Annotated in this window: 17 protein-coding genes; 4 read left to right on the forward strand and 13 right to left on the reverse strand. The window is 62.2% G+C overall.

Annotation, left to right across the window (positions count from 1 at the left end):
• Positions 1 to 83: 83 nt before the first annotated feature.
• The 5 genes from ACNA1V_RS02660 to gltS all read right to left on the reverse strand — a co-directional run bounded on the left by ACNA1V_RS02660 (position 84) and on the right by gltS (position 4,150).
• Positions 84 to 713 carry a LysE family translocator gene (locus tag ACNA1V_RS02660; protein WP_415832222.1) on the reverse strand — a complete coding sequence of 210 codons (630 nt, stop codon included), beginning with the start codon at positions 711 to 713 and terminating at the stop codon, positions 84 to 86.
• An 18-nt stretch (positions 714 to 731) separates the two neighbouring features.
• Positions 732 to 1,439 carry a YggS family pyridoxal phosphate-dependent enzyme gene (locus ACNA1V_RS02665; protein ID WP_415832042.1) on the reverse strand — a complete coding sequence of 236 codons (708 nt, stop codon included), beginning with the start codon at positions 1,437 to 1,439 and terminating at the stop codon, positions 732 to 734.
• Between the two features lie 63 nt (positions 1,440 to 1,502).
• Entirely contained in the window at positions 1,503 to 2,129 is a 627-nt protein-coding gene (locus ACNA1V_RS02670; RefSeq protein ID WP_415832043.1) for a glutathione S-transferase family protein, read from the reverse strand.
• A 146-nt stretch (positions 2,130 to 2,275) separates the two neighbouring features.
• Positions 2,276 to 2,827 carry a glutathione peroxidase gene (locus tag ACNA1V_RS02675; protein ID WP_415832044.1) on the reverse strand — a complete coding sequence of 184 codons (552 nt, stop codon included), beginning with the start codon at positions 2,825 to 2,827 and terminating at the stop codon, positions 2,276 to 2,278.
• Between the two features lie 96 nt (positions 2,828 to 2,923).
• On the reverse strand, positions 2,924 to 4,150 hold the full coding sequence (gltS, locus tag ACNA1V_RS02680; protein ID WP_415832045.1) for a sodium/glutamate symporter: 1,227 nt from the start codon (positions 4,148 to 4,150) through the stop codon (positions 2,924 to 2,926).
• A 394-nt stretch (positions 4,151 to 4,544) separates the two neighbouring features.
• Here gltS and ACNA1V_RS02685 point away from each other — a divergent pair, with 394 nt between their 5' ends.
• On the forward strand, positions 4,545 to 5,924 hold the full coding sequence (locus ACNA1V_RS02685; RefSeq protein WP_415832046.1) for an MmgE/PrpD family protein: 1,380 nt from the start codon (positions 4,545 to 4,547) through the stop codon (positions 5,922 to 5,924).
• A 128-nt stretch (positions 5,925 to 6,052) separates the two neighbouring features.
• Positions 6,053 to 6,895, forward strand: a complete 843-nt coding sequence (locus ACNA1V_RS02690; RefSeq protein WP_415832047.1) for a phosphosulfolactate synthase — start codon at positions 6,053 to 6,055, stop codon at positions 6,893 to 6,895.
• A gap of 164 nt (positions 6,896 to 7,059) precedes the next feature.
• Here the strand turns inward: ACNA1V_RS02690 and ACNA1V_RS02695 are convergent, their stop codons facing one another.
• From ACNA1V_RS02695 to ACNA1V_RS02725, 7 genes are all read right to left on the reverse strand, one after another.
• Positions 7,060 to 8,412 (reverse strand): sulfate adenylyltransferase subunit 1, encoded by a 1,353-nt coding sequence (locus tag ACNA1V_RS02695; RefSeq protein ID WP_415832048.1) that lies wholly within the window; start codon positions 8,410 to 8,412, stop codon positions 7,060 to 7,062.
• On the reverse strand, positions 8,412 to 9,395 hold the full coding sequence (gene cysD / locus ACNA1V_RS02700; RefSeq protein WP_415832049.1) for a sulfate adenylyltransferase subunit CysD: 984 nt from the start codon (positions 9,393 to 9,395) through the stop codon (positions 8,412 to 8,414). Before cysD ends, ACNA1V_RS02695 begins: the two co-directional genes overlap by 1 nt.
• 117 nt (positions 9,396 to 9,512) lie before the next feature.
• Positions 9,513 to 10,280, reverse strand: coding sequence for a phosphoadenylyl-sulfate reductase (locus ACNA1V_RS02705; protein ID WP_415832050.1), 768 nt, complete (start codon positions 10,278 to 10,280; stop codon positions 9,513 to 9,515).
• On the reverse strand, positions 10,277 to 11,344 hold the full coding sequence (locus ACNA1V_RS02710) for a sulfate/molybdate ABC transporter ATP-binding protein (RefSeq protein WP_415832051.1): 1,068 nt from the start codon (positions 11,342 to 11,344) through the stop codon (positions 10,277 to 10,279). The genes ACNA1V_RS02705 and ACNA1V_RS02710 overlap by 4 nt, the downstream gene beginning before the upstream one ends.
• 11 nt (positions 11,345 to 11,355) lie before the next feature.
• Positions 11,356 to 12,267 (reverse strand): sulfate ABC transporter permease subunit CysW, encoded by a 912-nt coding sequence (gene cysW / locus ACNA1V_RS02715; RefSeq protein WP_415832052.1) that lies wholly within the window; start codon positions 12,265 to 12,267, stop codon positions 11,356 to 11,358.
• Positions 12,267 to 13,136 (reverse strand): sulfate ABC transporter permease subunit CysT, encoded by an 870-nt coding sequence (gene cysT / locus ACNA1V_RS02720; protein WP_415832053.1) that lies wholly within the window; start codon positions 13,134 to 13,136, stop codon positions 12,267 to 12,269. The genes cysW and cysT overlap by 1 nt, the downstream gene beginning before the upstream one ends.
• 18 nt (positions 13,137 to 13,154) lie before the next feature.
• Positions 13,155 to 14,177, reverse strand: coding sequence for a sulfate ABC transporter substrate-binding protein (locus ACNA1V_RS02725; RefSeq protein WP_415832054.1), 1,023 nt, complete (start codon positions 14,175 to 14,177; stop codon positions 13,155 to 13,157).
• Positions 14,178 to 14,350: 173 nt separating this feature from the next.
• Between ACNA1V_RS02725 and ACNA1V_RS02730 the strand changes: the two genes are divergently transcribed.
• Both ACNA1V_RS02730 and ACNA1V_RS02735 read left to right on the forward strand, forming a co-directional pair.
• Entirely contained in the window at positions 14,351 to 14,611 is a 261-nt protein-coding gene (locus tag ACNA1V_RS02730) for a metal/formaldehyde-sensitive transcriptional repressor (RefSeq protein WP_415832055.1), read from the forward strand.
• Between the two features lie 39 nt (positions 14,612 to 14,650).
• Entirely contained in the window at positions 14,651 to 15,760 is a 1,110-nt protein-coding gene (locus ACNA1V_RS02735) for an S-(hydroxymethyl)glutathione dehydrogenase/class III alcohol dehydrogenase (protein ID WP_415832223.1), read from the forward strand.
• A 131-nt stretch (positions 15,761 to 15,891) separates the two neighbouring features.
• Here the strand turns inward: ACNA1V_RS02735 and ilvD are convergent, their stop codons facing one another.
• The gene (gene ilvD, locus ACNA1V_RS02740) at positions 15,892 to 17,757 is read right to left on the reverse strand and encodes a dihydroxy-acid dehydratase (RefSeq protein ID WP_415832056.1); all 1,866 of its coding nucleotides are present in this window, start codon (positions 17,755 to 17,757) and stop codon (positions 15,892 to 15,894) included.
• Between the last annotated feature and the right edge of the window lie 14 nt (positions 17,758 to 17,771).

Below are 17,771 nucleotides of genomic sequence, written 5' to 3' on the forward strand. Positions count from 1 at the left end.
ACTGCAACAAACGTGTGAACCACGGCAAAGCGCCGCTGCACCCGTGATTCAGGGTGGCGGCCACAGCCATAAAGGAAAGGAAATCAGCTGCGCTCTGAAAAGACCAGCTTGGCGGCCAAGGCCAGGAATACGGCGCCCGCGCCGCGATTCAGCCAGACCTGCACCCCGGGAGAACGTCGCAACAGATCCCCCAGACGTCCGGCCAGCAAGGCAATCGCGCCAAAGACCAACAAGGCCGCCAGCATGAACAAGGCCCCCAGGGCAATCAATTGCCCGGTCACACTGCCTTGCCCCGGCGTGACGAACTGCGGCAGGAAAGCCAGGAAAAACAAAGACACCTTGGGGTTGCTGACATTCATGAGAATGCCGCGCCGATATAGCGCCCAGCCGCCCAAGCGCGTCGTTTGCCCCCGCCCGGATGCCGCCTTGGCATGCGCAAACGCCTGCCAGGCCAGATACAGCAGATAGGCTGCCCCGCACAGTTTCAGAATCGTAAATGCCAGCGCAGAGGCCTGGAACACGACGGCCAACCCCAGCGCAACCGCTGCGGTATGCACCACAAGCCCGGAACACAGCCCCAGCACCAGACGCATGCCTGCCCGCCAGCCATCTGCCGCCGACTGCGCCAGCACACAAAGATTATCCGGCCCTGGCACCAGCGCCAACACCACTGCCGTTCCGAAAAACGACAGCGCGACATCCATGGACAACATCATTACACCTGCTGCATATCACTTTGCCGCGTAATCACGGCCACCAAACAGCAGGGAACCAATCCGCACTTCGGTCGAGCCTTCCTCGATCGCTATCTCGAAATCACCACTCATGCCCATGGAAAGGCGCGCCAGCGATACGCCTGCCGGGGCAGCGGGCGCCAGCGCATCGCGCAACTCGCGCAAACGTCGGAAGCAGGCACGCACCTGTTCAGGATCCGGGTCATTGATCGCCAGCGTCATCAAACCCTGGATGCGCAAGCGCGGCGCCTGTTGCGCCACCTCCTGCAGAAACTGCGCGACCGCCTCGGGCGCCATGCCGAACTTGCTGGGCTCTGGCGAGGTTTTGACCTGTACCAGCGCATCCATGGAGCGGTCTTCGATCTCCAGGCGCTTTTGCAGCGCGAGCGCCAGATCCAGGCGATCCAGCGACTGAATTTCATCGGCCAGCCGGGCGGCCTCCTTGGCCTTATTGGTCTGCAAATGCCCGATCATGACCCAGCTGATGCCGCAATCGGCCAGGGGTTCGCTTTTGCTCTTGATCTCCTGCGTCTTGTTTTCACCCAGGCGCCGCAGGCCATGAGCCGCCGCTTCACGCAATACATCAACACCAAATGTCTTGCTGACGGGCAGCAGGGTCACACTGCCGGCAGCACGCCCGGCGCGCTGTTCGGCCGCCGCAATGCGTGCATGGATCTGCGCCAGATTCTCAGAAGAAAAAGCCATCACCCCAACCTAGAAAACAATTCAATACGCGAAAGATATGCCCTGCGCCTGCGGCGGTGCCGCTCAGCGCAGCGACAGGCTCTCAAGCAACTGCATGCCTTTACGCTGCTGCAGGCGGCCATACCAGGCATCCAGATGCGGCAGAGCCGGGAATGCATCGGGCAAGGTACGCAGGGCCTGCAACAGTGTCGCCAACGGAATGTCACCCATGCCGAAACGCTCGCCGGACAAATACGGCTGGCGGGCCAACGTGGCATCGGCAATCCGCAGCAGCGCGGCGCCCTGCTCCCAGCCACGCTGGATTTCCGTTTCGCTGCGCTGCGCCGGCGTCGCGCGCACGCTGTTCCAGAAAATATCGCGGAACGGGCCGGCAAATGCCGTGGAAGCCCAATCCATCCATTTATCTGCCGCCGCCCTGGCCCGGGCACCGTCCGGCAACAGCGAACCCTGGCCATGGACATCGGCCAGGTAACGCACGATGGCGTTCGACTCCCACAGCACGAAATCCCCCTGCTGCAGGCACGGCACCAGTCCATTGGGATTGAGCTGCAGATAGGCGGCGTCGTGCACCACACCGAATGCGCCGCCCGCATCCACGCGACGGTAATCCAGCTCCAGCTCCGTCAGCGCCCAGATCACCTTGCGCACATTGCTGGAGCTGCTACGGCCCCAAAGCGTGAGTTCACTCATGTTCTTCACCCCGCAAATGATTCAGGCGCCGGATGCATCCGGCGCCTGCTCAACATCCTTACCGCGCCAGCCCAGCGGGAGCCAGCGCAGGCTCCCGCCCGCTCCTGCCGCCAACCCTTGCGCGCTGGTGGCAGAGATCGCATGGATCAGGCCAGCGCCGCGTCTATGGCCTGGCGCAAGGCAGGATCATCCGGCGCGATATCCGGCGCAAAGCGACCGATGACCTCGCCCGAACGCGACACCAGGAATTTCTCGAAATTCCAGGTCACATCGCCAGGCTCGGCCGACAGCAGATTGCGATCTGCCAGGCGCTGGCGCAGCGTGCCATCCGGCTTTTGCTGGGCTGCCGGCTTGGCAGCGATCAATGCCGCATACAAGGGATGACGGCCTGCGCCGTTGATCACGACCTTGGCAAACAGCGGGAACCGAACACCGAACGTCCCTTCGCAGAAAGTCTTGATCTCGTCTGCGGAACCCGGCTCCTGGCCAGCGAAGTCATTGCAGGGAAAGCCCAGCACTTCCAGGCCTTGATCCCGATACTGCTCATACAGGGCTTCCAACCCCGCATACTGGGGGGTCAGCCCGCACTGGGACGCCACATTGACAATCAGCAAAGCCTTGCCACGGTAATCGCCCAGCGTTGCCGCGCTGCCATCCAGGCGCTGCAACGGAATATCGTAAATCGACGCCACGCTCATTCGGAAACTCCTTTCATTTCGCCTCGGTCTTCGCCCGCGGTCATCACCATCCGGCCGCCACGCGGCCAACCCGTCGAGAATACGGGAAGCCGCCGGTCAAAGCAATGCCGTGATAATCATGGCATTGACGAGGTCGATGAAAAAGCCGCATACCAGCGGTACGACGATGAATGCCCGGTGCGCCGCGCCATACTGCTGCGCCACCGCTGTCATATTGGCGATGGCGGTCGCCGTCGATCCCAGCGTAATACCGCCAAAGCCCGCTGACATCACCGCGGCCTCGTAGTCCCGACCCATCAGACGGAACACCACGAACAGCGCGTACATCACCGTCAGGAATATCTGCACCACCATCACAACAATAATGAACAGGAAGACGCCTTCCAATTCCCAGAGTTGCAGGCCCATCAGCGCCATCGTCAGGAACAGCCCCAGGGTAACGTCACCCAGCAACGCCAGCGCCTTGGTCGTACCCGGCATGCTGCGCGTCGGATCACGCCGTATGGTCAATGCTGGAATATTGCGAATCAGGATGCCTGCCATCAAGCAGCTGACAAACGTCGGCAAGGTCAGCCCCAGGCCCTTCAATGCGGCATCCAGGCTCCAGCCGATCAGCAAGGCGCAGTTCAGCAGGAACAAGGCCCACAAGACACTGAAGTAATCCAGCGGCTCGGCCCGGCCCTGATTGACCGCACCCACATCCAGCTGGCGATTGCCGGAAGGCTTGACCCCATGGTGGCGGATCAGCCAGGTTGCCACCGGGCCACCCACCACGCACGCAGCAATCATGCCGACGGTATTTCCGGCGATCCCCAGCTCCATGGCATTGGGAATACCCAGTTTTTCAATGAAGATGGGGCTCCAGGCCAGCGTGGTGCCGATACCGCCAGTCAGCGAAATGGAGCCGACCATCAGCCCGGCACGGGGGTCCAGGCCAAACATGGCCGCCAGGCCCATGCCCGCCAGGTTCTGTATCACGATGAACACCGAGGCCAGGATCAGCAGCAGCACCAGCGGCCAGCCACCACGCTTGAGTGTACGCATATCGGACTTCAGACCGATACCGGCGAAGAAATACAGCAGCAGCAATTCACGCACACCGAGCGCAAACTGGATACGGATATCCAGGACGTAATAGGCCAGAGCCACCACGACGGCGCAACAGAATCCGCCGACCACGGGTTCCGGGATGCTGTACTGCCGCAACAAGGCAATACGCATCGTCGCCAGCTTGCCGACGAACAACAGCAGTATGGCAATCGTGAAGGCCACGAAGGCGCTGACCTGCAATACTCCGGTATCCATGACACTCCGGTCTTTCATACAAAAATGCAGTGTATCTCCGGCACATGGGAAAAAAGCAGTGCATTGCCTTTTCTGCAACAGAAAGCCCTAAGCAAATGACAAGCCAAATTGACAAGCCGGCTGCCAGCGATGAATAAGTCGTCATTTTGCGCCTGCCAGGCCCGTCCGCGCCGCCGCCGATCTGCCCCTGCCCCGTTTGCAAAACTGTAATACCTGCGCTGACAGTAGCGGATTAATCAATAATCAATCTCATTTTCTATACAATCTGTTCAACGCTTCCCCCTATTGCCATGAACGGCAATCGTGACTAGGCCATGCACATGTTCCACCCCGTCTCCTGCCTCGTTCTGCGCTCCTGTTGCTGACCCCGCTCCGCTCTGGTGCGGCCCATGGTTTCTCACAAGGAAATATCATGACGGAAGTTGCACAGCTAGCCAGTTTTGTTCACCGCGCCCGCTACGAAGACATCAGCGCCGCCGCGGTGCAGGAATTGAAGATCCGCATCCTGGACACAATCGGTGTCGCCATCGGCGCCCAGGACGCGGCCCCCATCCAGGCCATACGCGGCCTCTTGCACGACCTGGGCGGCAACCCGGCGGCAAGCTACCTGGGCGGCGGCCAGGGCTCACCTGACCGCGTCGCGTTTTACAACGGGGCGCTCAGCCGCTACCTGGACTACATGGACGCCTATCTCGCCAAGGGCGAGACCAACCACCCCTCAGACAATCTCGGCGCCGTCCTGGCCTGCGCGGAAAGCGTCAATGCCAGCGGCAAGGCGCTGCTGACCTCGCTGGCCGTCGCCTACCAAGTCCATACACGCCTGTCCGATGTCGCGCCCGTCAGGGCCAGGGGGTTCGACCACACGACGCAAGGCGCCTATGCCGCAGCCGCCGCCAGCGCCAAGGCCCTGGGGCTGGATGCCGTGCAGATCGCCAATGCCATCGCCATATCCGGCACGGCCAACAACGCCTTGCGCGTCACGCGCACCGGCAATCTCTCCCACTGGAAAGGCCTGGCCTATCCCAATACCGCCAAGGAAGGCGTATTCGCCGCCCTGCTGGCCAGCCGCGGCATTACCGGCCCGGAAGCCGTGTTCGAAGGCAACAAAGGTTTCAAGGACAGCATTGCCGGGCCATTCGACATCGACTGGCTGGCCGAAGACCTGGAAAGCGTGCGACGCACCATCCTCAAGAAACACAATGCGGAAATCCACTCGCAATCGGCGCTGGATGCCGCCCTGGACATACGCGCACGGCCCGGCTTCGATGCCAACGCGATCCGCAGCGTCAGCCTGCGCACCTTTGATGTCGCATTTTCCATCATCGGAGGCGGCGAGGAAGGCGACAAGCAGAACATCCGCACCAAGGAAGAAGCCGACCATTCCCTGCCCTATATGCTGGCTGCCGCACTGCTCGACGGCCAGGTGCTACCGGAACAATACGCCCCCGCACGCATTGCCGCTGCCGATATCCAGGCGCTGCTGCGCAAGGTGCATATCCAGCCAGACCCTGCGCTTTCCGCACGCTTTCCTGCGGAAATGCCCGCCGAGCTGGAAATTACCTTCACCGATGGCCGGGTCGAACGGGCCACGCGCAACAGCTATGAAGGCTTTCATACCCAGCCCATGAGTTGGGAAACGGCACGCCGAAAATTCGATCTGCTGGCCGCTCCGTTTGCCGACGCGGCCTTGCGCGACCGCCTGGCGGCACTGATCGCCGCACTGGAAGCACACAGCGCGCGCGAGCTGGCCGCACTGCTCGCCCAGATTCCGACACAACGCCAGCACGCCTGAACCCCGCCCTGCCCTCTCTCTGCGCCGCAGCCAGGGGGCAAGCAAACGGGGCCGAGACACGTGCGTCCAGAGCCAGTCCCACACCAGATTTTCCCTCGCTGTTCCTTCGTTTCGAAAAGGAGATTGCCATGAGCAAACCGACGTCGCAGGAAACCGCATTTTCCTTCATCCCCCGCGCCTACCGCCCGCCCAAGCCGCGCAAATTCGGCCTGACGGAAGCACGCGCGCCCTACTATGCCACCTTCGGCACCCGCCACCTGGCGGATGTGCTGGATGTTGCCGGGCAATGGGTCGATGGCATCAAATGGGCGGGCGGATCCTTCGCGCTGCTGCCCAAAGAACAGGTACGCGCTTTCAGTGATCTGGCCCACCAGCACGACGCCTATGTGTCGTCCGGCGGCTGGATAGAAACCGCACTGCGCTACGGCCCGGAAGCCGTGGAAAAGTATCTGAAGGAAGCCAAGGAATCCGGCTTCGATGTCATCGAAATTTCTACCGGGTTTATTTCCATCCCGACATCCGGCCTGCTGCGACTGATCGAACAGGTCAAGAAAGCCGGGTTGAAGGCCAAGCCGGAACTGGGCATCCAATTCGGGTCCGGCGGGGATTCCAGCGAGGCCGAACTGGCCGCGGAAGGCAAAAAGGACGTCGGCGACCTGATTGCCCGCGCCCGCAAGGCACTGGATGCCGGCGCCGATATCATCATGATCGAGTCCGAAGGCATCACTGAAAATGTCGTGGACTGGAATACGGGCGCCGTCGCCCGGATCATCAACGAAGTCGGCCTGGAACATGTCATGTTCGAGGCCGCCGACCCACCGGTCTTCGAGTGGTACATCAAAAACTACGGCAATGAAGTCAATCTGTTCGTTGACCATAGCCAGGTGCTGCAACTTGAAGGCCTACGCCAAAATATCTGGGGCAACAAGAGCACGTGGGGCCGCATCATCAATCCCGCGCCACGCAGCTGAGCACCTCGCCGGCACAGCCTGCCTTCCTAACTACCGGGAGGCAGGCCAAGGCGGCAGGCAAGGCGCATGCTCCCGGCCTGGCCGCCCTGGCTGCCGCACACATCCGCAGCCACCGGGCCCGCCTGGCAACACTCCCCTGACACACCGCCCTGAAACACCGTCACCTAGCCCAGACGCACCATCCCGGCCGCTGCCGTCTGGTTGCTGGCCTCGTCGATCAGGATAAACGCGCCATTGCCCGGATTGACGGCATAGTCGTCCAGCGGCAGCGGGTCGCGCACGGCCAGGCTGACACGGCCGATTTCATTGGTTTTCAGTGGCTCGTCGCTCGCCACTTCCGTCAGTTCATGAATATCGCGGCGTGACAGCACAGCCTTGACCTTCACGGATGTCACACGGCTGCCATGCTTGAGCAGATAACGCCGCGCCGGGTTGAGCGCCTGCGTATCCAGCCAGCACAGGTCCGCCTCGAACGCACGCTCCACCTGCGCGGGGGCCTGGGTATGGACCAGCAGATCGCCACGCGAAACATCGACATCCCGATCCAGGACGACAGTGACGGCATCGCCGGCCTGGGCCTGCTGGCGTACTTCGCTGCCCAGGTAAATGGCCTGAACCACTGCCTCTACGCCTGAGGGCTGCACCTGTACGGCATCTCCGACGTTCAAGGTGCCGGAAGACACCAGGCCGGCATAGCCCCGGAAATCTGCCACGCTGCTGCCGCCATGACGGATCACCCACTGCACGGGCAGGCGCAGGGGCCGCTGGCGCGCCTGGGCTTCCACAGGCAACGCTTCCAGCAAGTTCAACAGGGTGGGGCCTTCATACCAGGGCGTACGCGCCGAACGCGTCACGACGTTGTCGCCCTTGAGTGCGGACAACGGCAGGACATGAAAGGCCGGAATATCCAAGCGCCGGGCCAACTCGGCGTAGGCCGCGTGGATGCGTTCGAAGGTATCACGGTCCCAGTCCAGCAAATCCATCTTATTGACGGCGACGATGATATGGCGGATCCCCAGCAGGCGCGCGATGGCGCTATGACGCTTGGTCTGCGTCAAGAGCGTGCCATCCGCCGCGCGGGTGGCGTCGATCAGAATGATGGCGGCATCGGCGGTGGATGCCCCGGTGACCATGTTGCGGGTGTACTGCTCATGGCCGGGCGCATCGGCCACAATGAACTTGCGCTTGGGCGTGGCAAAGTAGCGATAGGCGACGTCAATGGTAATGCCCTGCTCGCGCTCGGCCTCCAGGCCGTCGGTCAGCAGCGCCAGATCCGGGGCGTCGCCTTCCGTGCGCTTGTACTTGGCGCGTGCGATGGCGTCGAGCTGGTCGGCAAAGACCCCCTTGCTGTCGAACAACAGACGCCCGATCAGCGTGGACTTGCCGTCGTCCACCGAGCCGGCGGTGATGAAGCGCAGCACGCCGCCATCGGCCTGCGTGAAGGATGCCGTCAGCGCGGAGGAATCGGGCGACGTCGCCGCCACCGGATCCAGAATGACACTGGAAACTTCGCTCATCAGAAATACCCCTCTTTTTTACGGCGCTCCATCGAGGCCTCGGACGTTTGATCATCCATGCGCGTCGCGCCGCGCTCGGTAATGGTGGTCACGGCGGTTTCCGCAATGATGCCGGCGACGTCGTCAGCCTCGGATGCCACCGGGCATGTGCAGGAAATGTCGCCAACGGTACGAAAACGCACGGCGACGGTTTCCACGGTTTCGTCCTCGGCTGGCGGGGTCAGGCGCGTGACCGGCACCAACAGGCCACGGCGCCGTACCACTTCGCGCTGGTGGGTGAAATAGATGGACGGCAAGGCCAGATTTTCGCGTGCGATGTACTGCCAGACATCCAGTTCCGTCCAGTTGGAAATCGGGAATACGCGCATGTTTTCGCCCGCATGGACACGCGTGTTGTAGAGGTTCCAGAGTTCCGGGCGCTGGGCCTTCGGATCCCACTGGCCGAACTCGTCACGGAAGGAAAAAATACGTTCTTTGGCGCGCGCCTTTTCTTCGTCGCGCCGGGCACCGCCAATGCAGGCGTCAAACCCGAATTCCTCGATGGCTTCCAGCAAGGTGACGGCCTGCGCGGCATTGCGGGAATCCGTTTCCTTGCGCAACACGACACTGCCGCGCCGGATCGAATCCTCGACGCTGCGGACAATCAGGGTTTCGCCCAACTCCGCCGCCCGCGCATCGCGGAAAGCGATCACTTCGTCGAAGTTATGCCCGGTGTCGATATGCATCAGCGGAAACGGGAAGGCGCCGGGGCGAAAGGCTTTTTCTGCCAGACGCAACAGTACGCAGGAGTCCTTGCCGCCCGAAAACAGCAATACCGGGCGTTCACATTCGGCGGCCACTTCGCGCAGGATATGGATGGCCTCGGATTCCAGCCAATCCAGGTGGCTGCGCGCATCCAATGAATCGAAAGATTGCGGCACATGGCCTGCCACGGCCGCCTGGCGGCCCGGCTGGGCAATGCTCGCGCTAGTGCTGATAGTCATAACACCTCTGGGGAAGAATTCCGGCCCTCAGGCAGGAACCACCGCACCGCCAGCTGGCGGTGCGCGGCGGTTGCGATGGAAGCCGCTGTCCCGGCCACCGGGCCAGGATCACAACACTCATGACGACACGGCGGACGACACGCCCGCCGGGCGCACACCTGCATGATTACCGGCATGCAAACCGCATTCCTTGGAATCCGACGACTCCCACCACCAGCGGCCGGCCCGCACATCCTCGCCAGGCCGCACCGCACGCGTACAGGGCTCGCAACCAATGGACGGATAGCCCTGATCATGCAAGGGGTTATAGGGAATGTCGCGCTGATGAATGCTTTCCCATACATCAGCCAAGCTCCAGGCTGCCAGGGGATTGAATTTCACCAGGCCAAATACCTTGTCCTGCTCCTGCTCGTGCAAGGCCTCACGCGTCGTGGATTGCTCGCGGCGCTGGCCGGTGATCCAGGCGGTACGGCCCGCCAGCGCCCGGCGCAAGGGCAGCACCTTGCGTAGCTGGCAACACGCCTTGCGCAATTCCACGCTTTCATAAAACGCATAGGCGCCATGCTCGGCCACATGCGCGGCCACCGCTGCCTCGTCCGGACGATAAATCGTCGGGCTGCGGCCATAACGCGCCTGCATCACATCCAGCATGCCCAGCGTTTCCGCATGCAGGCGGCCCGTATCCAGGGTAAAGACTTCCAGCTGCAACCCCCCCTCGTAGATGGCATGGGCCAGCACCATATCTTCGGCGGCCAGCGATGAAGCCAGTGCCGCATCGGGATGACGCCGGGCGATGTCCGCCAGGCTGGCCTGCAAAGCAGACCAGCGCTGCGCCTCGATGGCGGAGCCAGCCACCGGGCCGGGTGCGGGCGTGAAGGCTGTCATGCCCCGTCGCGGGCGAAAATCCGTGCATGGCGCGGACGCGCCAGCAGGATTTCGCCTTCCTTCAGATTCAATTCGCGAAACAGGCCTTCGGGCACCTGCGCTTCAATCAACTGTTCGCTGCCTTCGCGCGACAGTTCCAGAAAAGCGCTGGGGCCCGCCAGATACGCATGGTTCAGGCGCACGGCCAATCCGTCTGCTCCCGCCACATAGGGCAGCACTTCCACCTCGTGCGGGCGGACGTACGCCGTTGCCGCGCGCTCCGAGCCATCCGCAAACTCGGGGGCAGGCAAGGTCCAGCCGTCCAGGCGCCAGACACCGTTGGCCGCCACGCCCTGAAACTGGTTCACATCTCCCAGGAAGCCATAGACAAACGGCGTGGCAGGCGCTTCCCAGACTTCCCTGGGCGAGCCCACCTGCTCGATTTTGCCTGCGTTCATCAGCACCACTCGGTCGGACACTTCCAGCGCCTCTTCCTGATCATGGGTCACGAACACACTGGCCACATTCAACTCGTCGTGCAGGCGGCGCAACCAGCGGCGCAGTTCCTTGCGGACTTTCGCATCCAGTGCACCAAAAGGTTCGTCCAGCAGCAGCACCCGAGGCTCCACTGCCAGCGCCCGCGCCAGCGCAATCCGCTGGCGCTGCCCGCCGGAGAGCTGGGACGGATAGCGGTCGGCCAGCCAATCCAGCTGCACCAGTTCCAGCAGCGCCTTCACGCGGGCACGAATATCATCCTCGGACGGGCGTTGCGCACGCGGCCGGACACGCAGGCCGAAGGCAACATTTTCAAACACGGTCATGTGCTTGAACAGCGCGTAATGCTGAAAGACGAAGCCCACGCGGCGCTGGCGCACATTGACGTCAGTGGCATCTTCACCGGAAAACAACACGCTGCCCTCATCGGGCGTATCCAGCCCGGCGATGATGCGCAACAGTGTGGTCTTGCCGCAGCCCGAAGGCCCCAGCAATGCCACCAGCTCGCCGGTTTCAATATGCAGCGATACATCGTTGAGCGCGCGGAAATCGCCGAAGCGCTTGGACAAATGACGTACTTCAATACTCATGTAGGACTCCTTCAGGCGGCGGCTGCCGCCAGCGGCCGTTCCAGCGGCTGCGTTGCCGTGGCGTAGCCAGGCCGACCGGCGCGCTCATCGCGCCAGAGCACCCATTGTTTCAGCAACAAGGTCACCAGCGCCAGCAAGGCCAGCAGCGATGCGACCGCAAAGGCCGCGGAAAACATGTATTCGTTGTAGAGGATCTCAACATGTAGCGTCATGGTGTTGGTCAGGCCGCGAATCTGGCCGGACACCACCGACACCGCGCCAAACTCGCCCATGGCTCGCGCATTGCTGAGAATGGCGCCATACAACAAACCCCACTTGATGTTCGGCAGCGTGACGCGCCAGAACATCTGCCAACCCGACGCTCCCAAAGTCAGCGCCGCCTGCTCGCCATCAGTCCCCTGGGCCTGCATCAGCGGAATCAATTCACGGGCGATGAAGGGGCAGGTCACAAACAGCGTGGCAATGATGATGCCCGGCACGGCATAGACAATTTTGATGTCGTGCTCCTGCAGCCAGGGCCCGAACCAGCCTTGCGCGCCGAATAGCAACACGAACACCAGGCCCGCCACGACCGGCGACACGGAAAACGGCAGGTCGATCAAGGTGATCAGGAACTGCTTGCCGCGGAATTGAAACTTGGTGATGGCCCAGGCCGCCGCCACCCCGAACACCAGGTTGATCGGCAATGAGATGGCTGCCACCAAGAGCGTCAGGCGAATGGCATCCAGCGCATCGGAATCGGTGATCGCCGCCAGATAGACGCCCCAGCCGCGCCGCAAGGCCTCAGCAAAGACGGAAATCAGCGGTACCAGCAGAAACAGACCCATGAAGGCCAGCGCCAGCGTGATCAGCACATAACGTACCCAGGCCGGCTCTTGCAACGGGTTGCTGCCCTGCCGTGCAGAAATCGTATTCTGGCTCATCAACGCACCCCGCCACGGCGCTGCTGCCAGGATTGCAACAGGTTGATCAACAGCAACAACAGGAACGAAGCCACCAGCAGCACCGTGGAGATGGCTGCCGCGCCGGCGTAATCGAAGCGCTCAAGCCTGGAGACGATCAGCAGCGGCGCAATCTCCGACACCATGGGCCGGTTGCCGGCAATGAATACCACCGAACCGTATTCACCCACCGCACGCGCGAACGCCAGGGAAAAACCCGTGAGCAACGCCGGCAGCACCGCCGGAAACAACACATGCAGAAAGGTCTGCCAGCGGCTGGCGCCCAGGCTGGCAGCCGCTTCCTCCAGCTCTTTTTCCACATCTTCGAGCACCGGCTGCACCGTGCGAACCACGAAAGGCAGCCCGATGAAAATCAAGGCCACCACCACGCCCGCCGCGCTATAGGAAATCTTCCAGCCGAAGAACTCGTACAAGGGCTTGCCCAGCCAACCCTTGGTGCTGTAGAGATAGCTGAGCGCAATGCCGGCCACGGCGGTCGGCAGGGCGAATGGCAAGTCCACCAGTGCATCCAGGATCCGCTTGCCGGGAAACGAGTAACGTACCAGCACCCAGGCCACGATCATGCCGAACACCAGGTTGACGAAGGCAGCCAGCAAGGCGGCGCCGAAAGTCAGCCGGTAGGCGGCCAGCGCCTGCGGGGTGCCCACTGCCGCCAGAAAGCCGTCCCAGCCCAGCCCCGCCGCCTTGATCGGCAAAGCCGCCAGCGGGATCAGCACCAGCAGGCTCAGGTACACCACCGTAAAGCCCATGGACAGGCCAAAGCCCGGCAACACGCCGGGGCTGCGGCGCCGGCGCGTGGTCACGGAAGCATTCAATGTCGTTGCCGTCATGCTCGTCCCCGGCTGCAATCAGCTGCCCGGCTGATAGATCTGGTCGAAGGTGCCGCCATCGCCAAAGTGCTCGGCCTGCGCTTTGCGCCAGCCGCCAAACACATCGTCGATAGTGATCAGCTTGACCTCGGGGAATTGGCTGGCGTACTTGGCCGCCACCGCTTTGTCGATCGGACGGTAGTAGTTCTGTGCGATGATTTCCTGCGCTTCGGGCGTATAGAGCCACTCCAGGTAAGCCTGCGCCACCTCACGCGTGCCCTTGCGATCGACAACCTTATCCACTACCGCGACCGGCGGCTCGGCCAGGATGGACAAAGAAGGCACGACAATGTCGAATTCGCCTTCACCCAGTTCCTTCTGGGCCAGGAATGCCTCATTCTCCCAGGCCAGCAGCACATCCCCCACACCCTTCACAAAAGTAGAGGTCGAACCGCGCGCCCCGGTATCCAGCACCGGTACGTTCTTGTAGAGCTGGCGCACGAAGTCCTGCGCCGCCTTCTGGTCGCCGCCGTTCTTGTCCAGCGCATAGGCCCAGGCGGCCAGATAGTTCCAGCGTGCGCCACCGGATGTCTTGGGATTCGGCGTAATCACTTCCACGCCCGGCTTGACCAGATCATCCCAATCCTTCAGGCCTTTGGGATTGCCTTTGCGCACCAGGAATACGATCGTGGAGGTATAGGGCGAGCTATTGCTGGGCAAGCGTGCCTGCCAGTCCTGCGCCAGCTGGCCGCGATCGGCAATGGCGTCAATATCGTAGGCCAGCGCCAGCGTCACGACATCTGCATCCAGGCCGTCAATGACGGAACGCGCCTGGCGGCCCGAGCCGCCATGAGACGGGCGGATGGTCACGGTGTCACCGGTCTGCTGCTTGTAAACCTCGCTGAACTGCTCATCAATGGCGCGATACAACTCACGCGTCGGGTCATAGGACACGTTCAGCAGCGTCCACGACTTGCCCTCGGCATGCGCGGCGGCAAGCGGGGCCAGGACAGACGCTGCAATCACACCCGCAGCCAGCAGAAACTTATTTCCAATAGACATTTTGAGGACTCCGTTCATGGCAGGAACGGGTCAGTGTGCTACGCCCGCAAATAAAAACGAACGAAGCAATTTTCCATTGCTCATCCCCATTAGGCATAAGAATTTCTGGATATGAGCTAATACCTGCCGGGGTGATATACTCCCCCCCAGTACATAACCAGACCTGCTCACCTATGCCCTATACCCCCACTGAAAAACGCAAGGCCGCTGCGCGCGTACGCCGCATCCAGGGCCAGGTCGAAGCCTTGGGGCGCATGTTGGACAGCAACGCGCCCTGCAGCGATGTACTGCAACAGATCGCCGCCCTGCGCGGTGCCGTCAACGGCCTGATGTCCAGCGTGCTGGAAAGCCATCTGCGCGAAAGCCTGGCACCGGTCGCGCCGCAGGAAACTGTGGACGACGCCATCGGCCTGGTGCGCTCCTACCTGAAATAATCTCCGGCCTGCATGGCCGCCACCCAAGGAAACCTGATGATCAAATCTCGTGCCGCAGTTGCCTTCGAAGCCGGCAAACCGCTGGAGATCGTCGAAATCGACGTAGAACCGCCACGCAAGGGCGAAGTCCTGGTGAAAATCACACACACCGGGGTCTGCCATACCGATGCCTTCACCCTCAGCGGCGATGACCCGGAAGGCATTTTCCCGGCCGTGCTGGGCCATGAGGGCGCAGGCGTCGTGGTGGAAGTCGGCGAAGGCGTCACCTCGCTGCAAGCCGGCGACCACGTGATCCCGCTTTACACCGCCGAATGCCGGGAATGCAAATTCTGTCTGTCCGGCAAAACCAACCTGTGCCAGAAGGTACGCGCCACCCAGGGCAAGGGCCTGATGCCCGACGGCACCACGCGCTTTTCCTATCAGGGCAAACCCATTTATCACTATATGGGCTGCTCGACGTTCAGCGAGTACACCGTCGTGCCGGAAATCTCGCTGGCCAAGTTCAATTCAGCGGCCGACCATGAAAAAGTCTGCCTGCTGGGCTGCGGCGTCACCACCGGCATCGGTGCGGTGCACAACACTGCCAAGGTCAAGGAAGGCGATACCGTCGCCGTGTTCGGCCTGGGCGGCATCGGCCTGGCCGTGATCCAGGGCGCCGTGCAGGCCAAGGCTGGCCGCATCATTGCCATCGACACCAATCCGGGCAAATTCATTCTGGCTCGCGCCATGGGCGCCACTGATACCATCAACCCGAAGGACTATGACCGCCCCATTCAGGATGTCATCGTGGAAATGACCGATGGCGGCGTGGACTTCTCTTTTGAATGCATCGGCAACGTGCATGTGATGCGCGCGGCGCTGGAATGCTGCCACAAGGGCTGGGGCGAGAGCATCATCATCGGCGTGGCCGGCGCCGGCCAGGAAATCAGCACCCGTCCCTTCCAGCTCGTCACCGGGCGCGTCTGGCGCGGCTCGGCCTTCGGCGGCGTAAAGGGCCGCACGCAGTTGCCCGGCATGGTGGAAGATGCCATGGCAGGCAAGATCGACCTCGATCCGTTCGTCACGCACAAGCTGCCGCTCGACGAGATCAATGAAGCCTTCGATCTGATGCACGAAGGCAAGTCGATTCGCACGGTAATTCACTTCTGATGACAGGCGGCCAGCCCTGGCCGCCCGCCCATGTAACAAGGCCCCGGCGCAGGAATGCTGCCCCGGGGCCTTGCTTTCATGGGTACCGCAAAGCGGGGATACCCCCTGCTCCTGCCAAGAGGCCGCGAAACTTACTTGCGACGGATCTGGCTGATATCGCGGACCGCCCCCTTGTCGGCCGAGGTCGCCAGGGCCGCATAGGCTTGCAGCGCCAGCGACACATAACGCTCGCGATCTACCGGCTTCCAGGCATCATCGCCACGCGCGTCCATGGCGTCACGACGCTGCGCCAGCACTTCATCGGACACATCCAGGTGAATCCGGCGCTCCGGGATGTTGATCAGGATGCGGTCGCCATTCTCGATCAGGCCGATATTGCCGCCTTCCGCCGCTTCGGGGGACGCGTGACCGATCACCAGACCGGACGAACCACCGGAGAATCGGCCATCGGTAATCAGGGCGCACACCTTGCCCAGCCCCTTGGACTTCAGGTACGAAGTGGGGTACAGCATTTCCTGCATGCCCGGGCCGCCCTTGGGGCCTTCGTAGCGGATCACGACCACATCATGCGGCTTGACCTCGTCGCCCAGAATGGCCGTCACGGCATCGTCCTGGCTTTCGTACACGCGCGCCGTGCCTTCGAAAATCCATTGGCTTTCATCCACGCCGGCGGTTTTGACAATGCAGCCCCGCTCGGCCAGGTTGCCAGACAGCACGGCCAGGCCGCCATCACGCGAATACGCATGCTCATAGTCGCGGATGCAACCTTGCGCGCGATCCAGATCCAGGCTGGCGAACTCCGCCGACTGGCTGAAGGCCTGCGTCGTGCGAATGCCGCCGGGCGCCGCGCGATAGAAACGTTGCGCCTCTTCACTGGCGTGGCCACCGGCCACATCCCAGTTGCGCAGGGCGTTGCCCAGGGTGCCGCTGTGAATGTTGGGCACATCCAGATGCAACAGGCCGGCACGGGACAGTTCGCCCAGAATGCCGATCACGCCACCCGCACGGTGCACATCTTCGATGTGGAACTTGTCGGTCATAGGCGCGGCCTTGCACAGGCAGGGCGCCACACGCGAAATACGGTCGATGTCCGCCATCGTGAAATTCACGCCGGCTTCCTGCGCAGCGGCCAGCAGGTGCAGCACGGTATTGGTGGAGCCGCCCATGGCCACATCCAGCGTCATGGCGTTTTCAAAGGCCTTGAACGTGGCGATATTGCGCGGCAGCACAGACTCGTCGTTCTGTTCGTAGTAACGACGGCACAGATCGACGACCAGGCGGCCCGCCTCTTCAAACAGGGTTTTGCGCCAGGCATGGGTCGCGACGATGGTGCCGTTGCCCGGCAGCGACAGACCCAGCGCTTCGGTCAGGCAGTTCATCGAGTTGGCGGTAAACATGCCGGAACAGGAGCCACAGGTCGGACAGGCACTGCGTTCGACCTCTTCGGCTTCCGCATCGGTCACGTTGGGGTCGGCGGCCTTGATCATGGCGTCGATCAGATCCAACTTGGCGATGACCTTCACCGTGCCAGGCTCATGAATTTTGCCGGCTTCCATCGGGCCGCCGGACACGAAGACCACCGGAATGTTCAGGCGCATCGCCGCCATCAGCATTCCCGGCGTGATTTTGTCGCAATTGGAAATGCACACCATGGCATCGGCGCAATGCGCATTGACCATGTACTCCACCGAGTCGGCGATCAGGTCGCGCGAGGGCAGCGAATACAGCATGCCGCCATGCCCCATGGCAATCCCGTCGTCAATGGCGATGGTGTTGAATTCCTTGGCCACACCGCCCGCCGCCTCGATTTCCTTGGCGACCAGGGCGCCCAGGTCGCGCAGATGCACGTGGCCAGGGACAAACTGCGTGAAAGAGTTCACGACAGCAATGATGGGTTTGCCAAAGTCGCCGTCCTGCATGCCGGTGGCGCGCCATAGAGCGCGAGCACCAGCCATGTTGCGGCCATGGGTGGATGTGCGGGAACGATAATGCGGCATGCTGGTCTCAACGA

The sequence above is a fragment of the Kerstersia similis genome, from assembly GCF_965139615.1.
GTDB lineage: Bacteria > Pseudomonadota > Gammaproteobacteria > Burkholderiales > Burkholderiaceae_B > Kerstersia > Kerstersia similis.

What these genes read in the sequence shown, in the direction of transcription:
- ACNA1V_RS02660 (WP_415832222.1), bottom strand. Translation starts at nt 713, where the DNA reads ATGTTGTCCATGGATGTCGCGCTGTCGTTTTTCGGAACGGCAGTGGTG.
- ACNA1V_RS02665 (WP_415832042.1), bottom strand. Translation starts at nt 1,439, where the DNA reads ATGGCTTTTTCTTCTGAGAATCTGGCGCAGATCCATGCACGCATTGCG.
- ACNA1V_RS02670 (WP_415832043.1), bottom strand. Translation starts at nt 2,129, where the DNA reads ATGAGTGAACTCACGCTTTGGGGCCGTAGCAGCTCCAGCAATGTGCGC.
- ACNA1V_RS02675 (WP_415832044.1), bottom strand. Translation starts at nt 2,827, where the DNA reads ATGAGCGTGGCGTCGATTTACGATATTCCGTTGCAGCGCCTGGATGGC.
- gltS (WP_415832045.1), bottom strand. Translation starts at nt 4,150, where the DNA reads ATGAAAGACCGGAGTGTCATGGATACCGGAGTATTGCAGGTCAGCGCC.
- ACNA1V_RS02685 (WP_415832046.1), top strand. Translation starts at nt 4,545, where the DNA reads ATGACGGAAGTTGCACAGCTAGCCAGTTTTGTTCACCGCGCCCGCTAC.
- ACNA1V_RS02690 (WP_415832047.1), top strand. Translation starts at nt 6,053, where the DNA reads ATGAGCAAACCGACGTCGCAGGAAACCGCATTTTCCTTCATCCCCCGC.
- ACNA1V_RS02695 (WP_415832048.1), bottom strand. Translation starts at nt 8,412, where the DNA reads ATGAGCGAAGTTTCCAGTGTCATTCTGGATCCGGTGGCGGCGACGTCG.
- cysD (WP_415832049.1), bottom strand. Translation starts at nt 9,395, where the DNA reads ATGACTATCAGCACTAGCGCGAGCATTGCCCAGCCGGGCCGCCAGGCG.
- ACNA1V_RS02705 (WP_415832050.1), bottom strand. Translation starts at nt 10,280, where the DNA reads ATGACAGCCTTCACGCCCGCACCCGGCCCGGTGGCTGGCTCCGCCATC.
- ACNA1V_RS02710 (WP_415832051.1), bottom strand. Translation starts at nt 11,344, where the DNA reads ATGAGTATTGAAGTACGTCATTTGTCCAAGCGCTTCGGCGATTTCCGC.
- cysW (WP_415832052.1), bottom strand. Translation starts at nt 12,267, where the DNA reads ATGAGCCAGAATACGATTTCTGCACGGCAGGGCAGCAACCCGTTGCAA.
- cysT (WP_415832053.1), bottom strand. Translation starts at nt 13,136, where the DNA reads ATGACGGCAACGACATTGAATGCTTCCGTGACCACGCGCCGGCGCCGC.
- ACNA1V_RS02725 (WP_415832054.1), bottom strand. Translation starts at nt 14,177, where the DNA reads ATGTCTATTGGAAATAAGTTTCTGCTGGCTGCGGGTGTGATTGCAGCG.
- ACNA1V_RS02730 (WP_415832055.1), top strand. Translation starts at nt 14,351, where the DNA reads ATGCCCTATACCCCCACTGAAAAACGCAAGGCCGCTGCGCGCGTACGC.
- ilvD (WP_415832056.1), bottom strand. Translation starts at nt 17,757, where the DNA reads ATGCCGCATTATCGTTCCCGCACATCCACCCATGGCCGCAACATGGCT.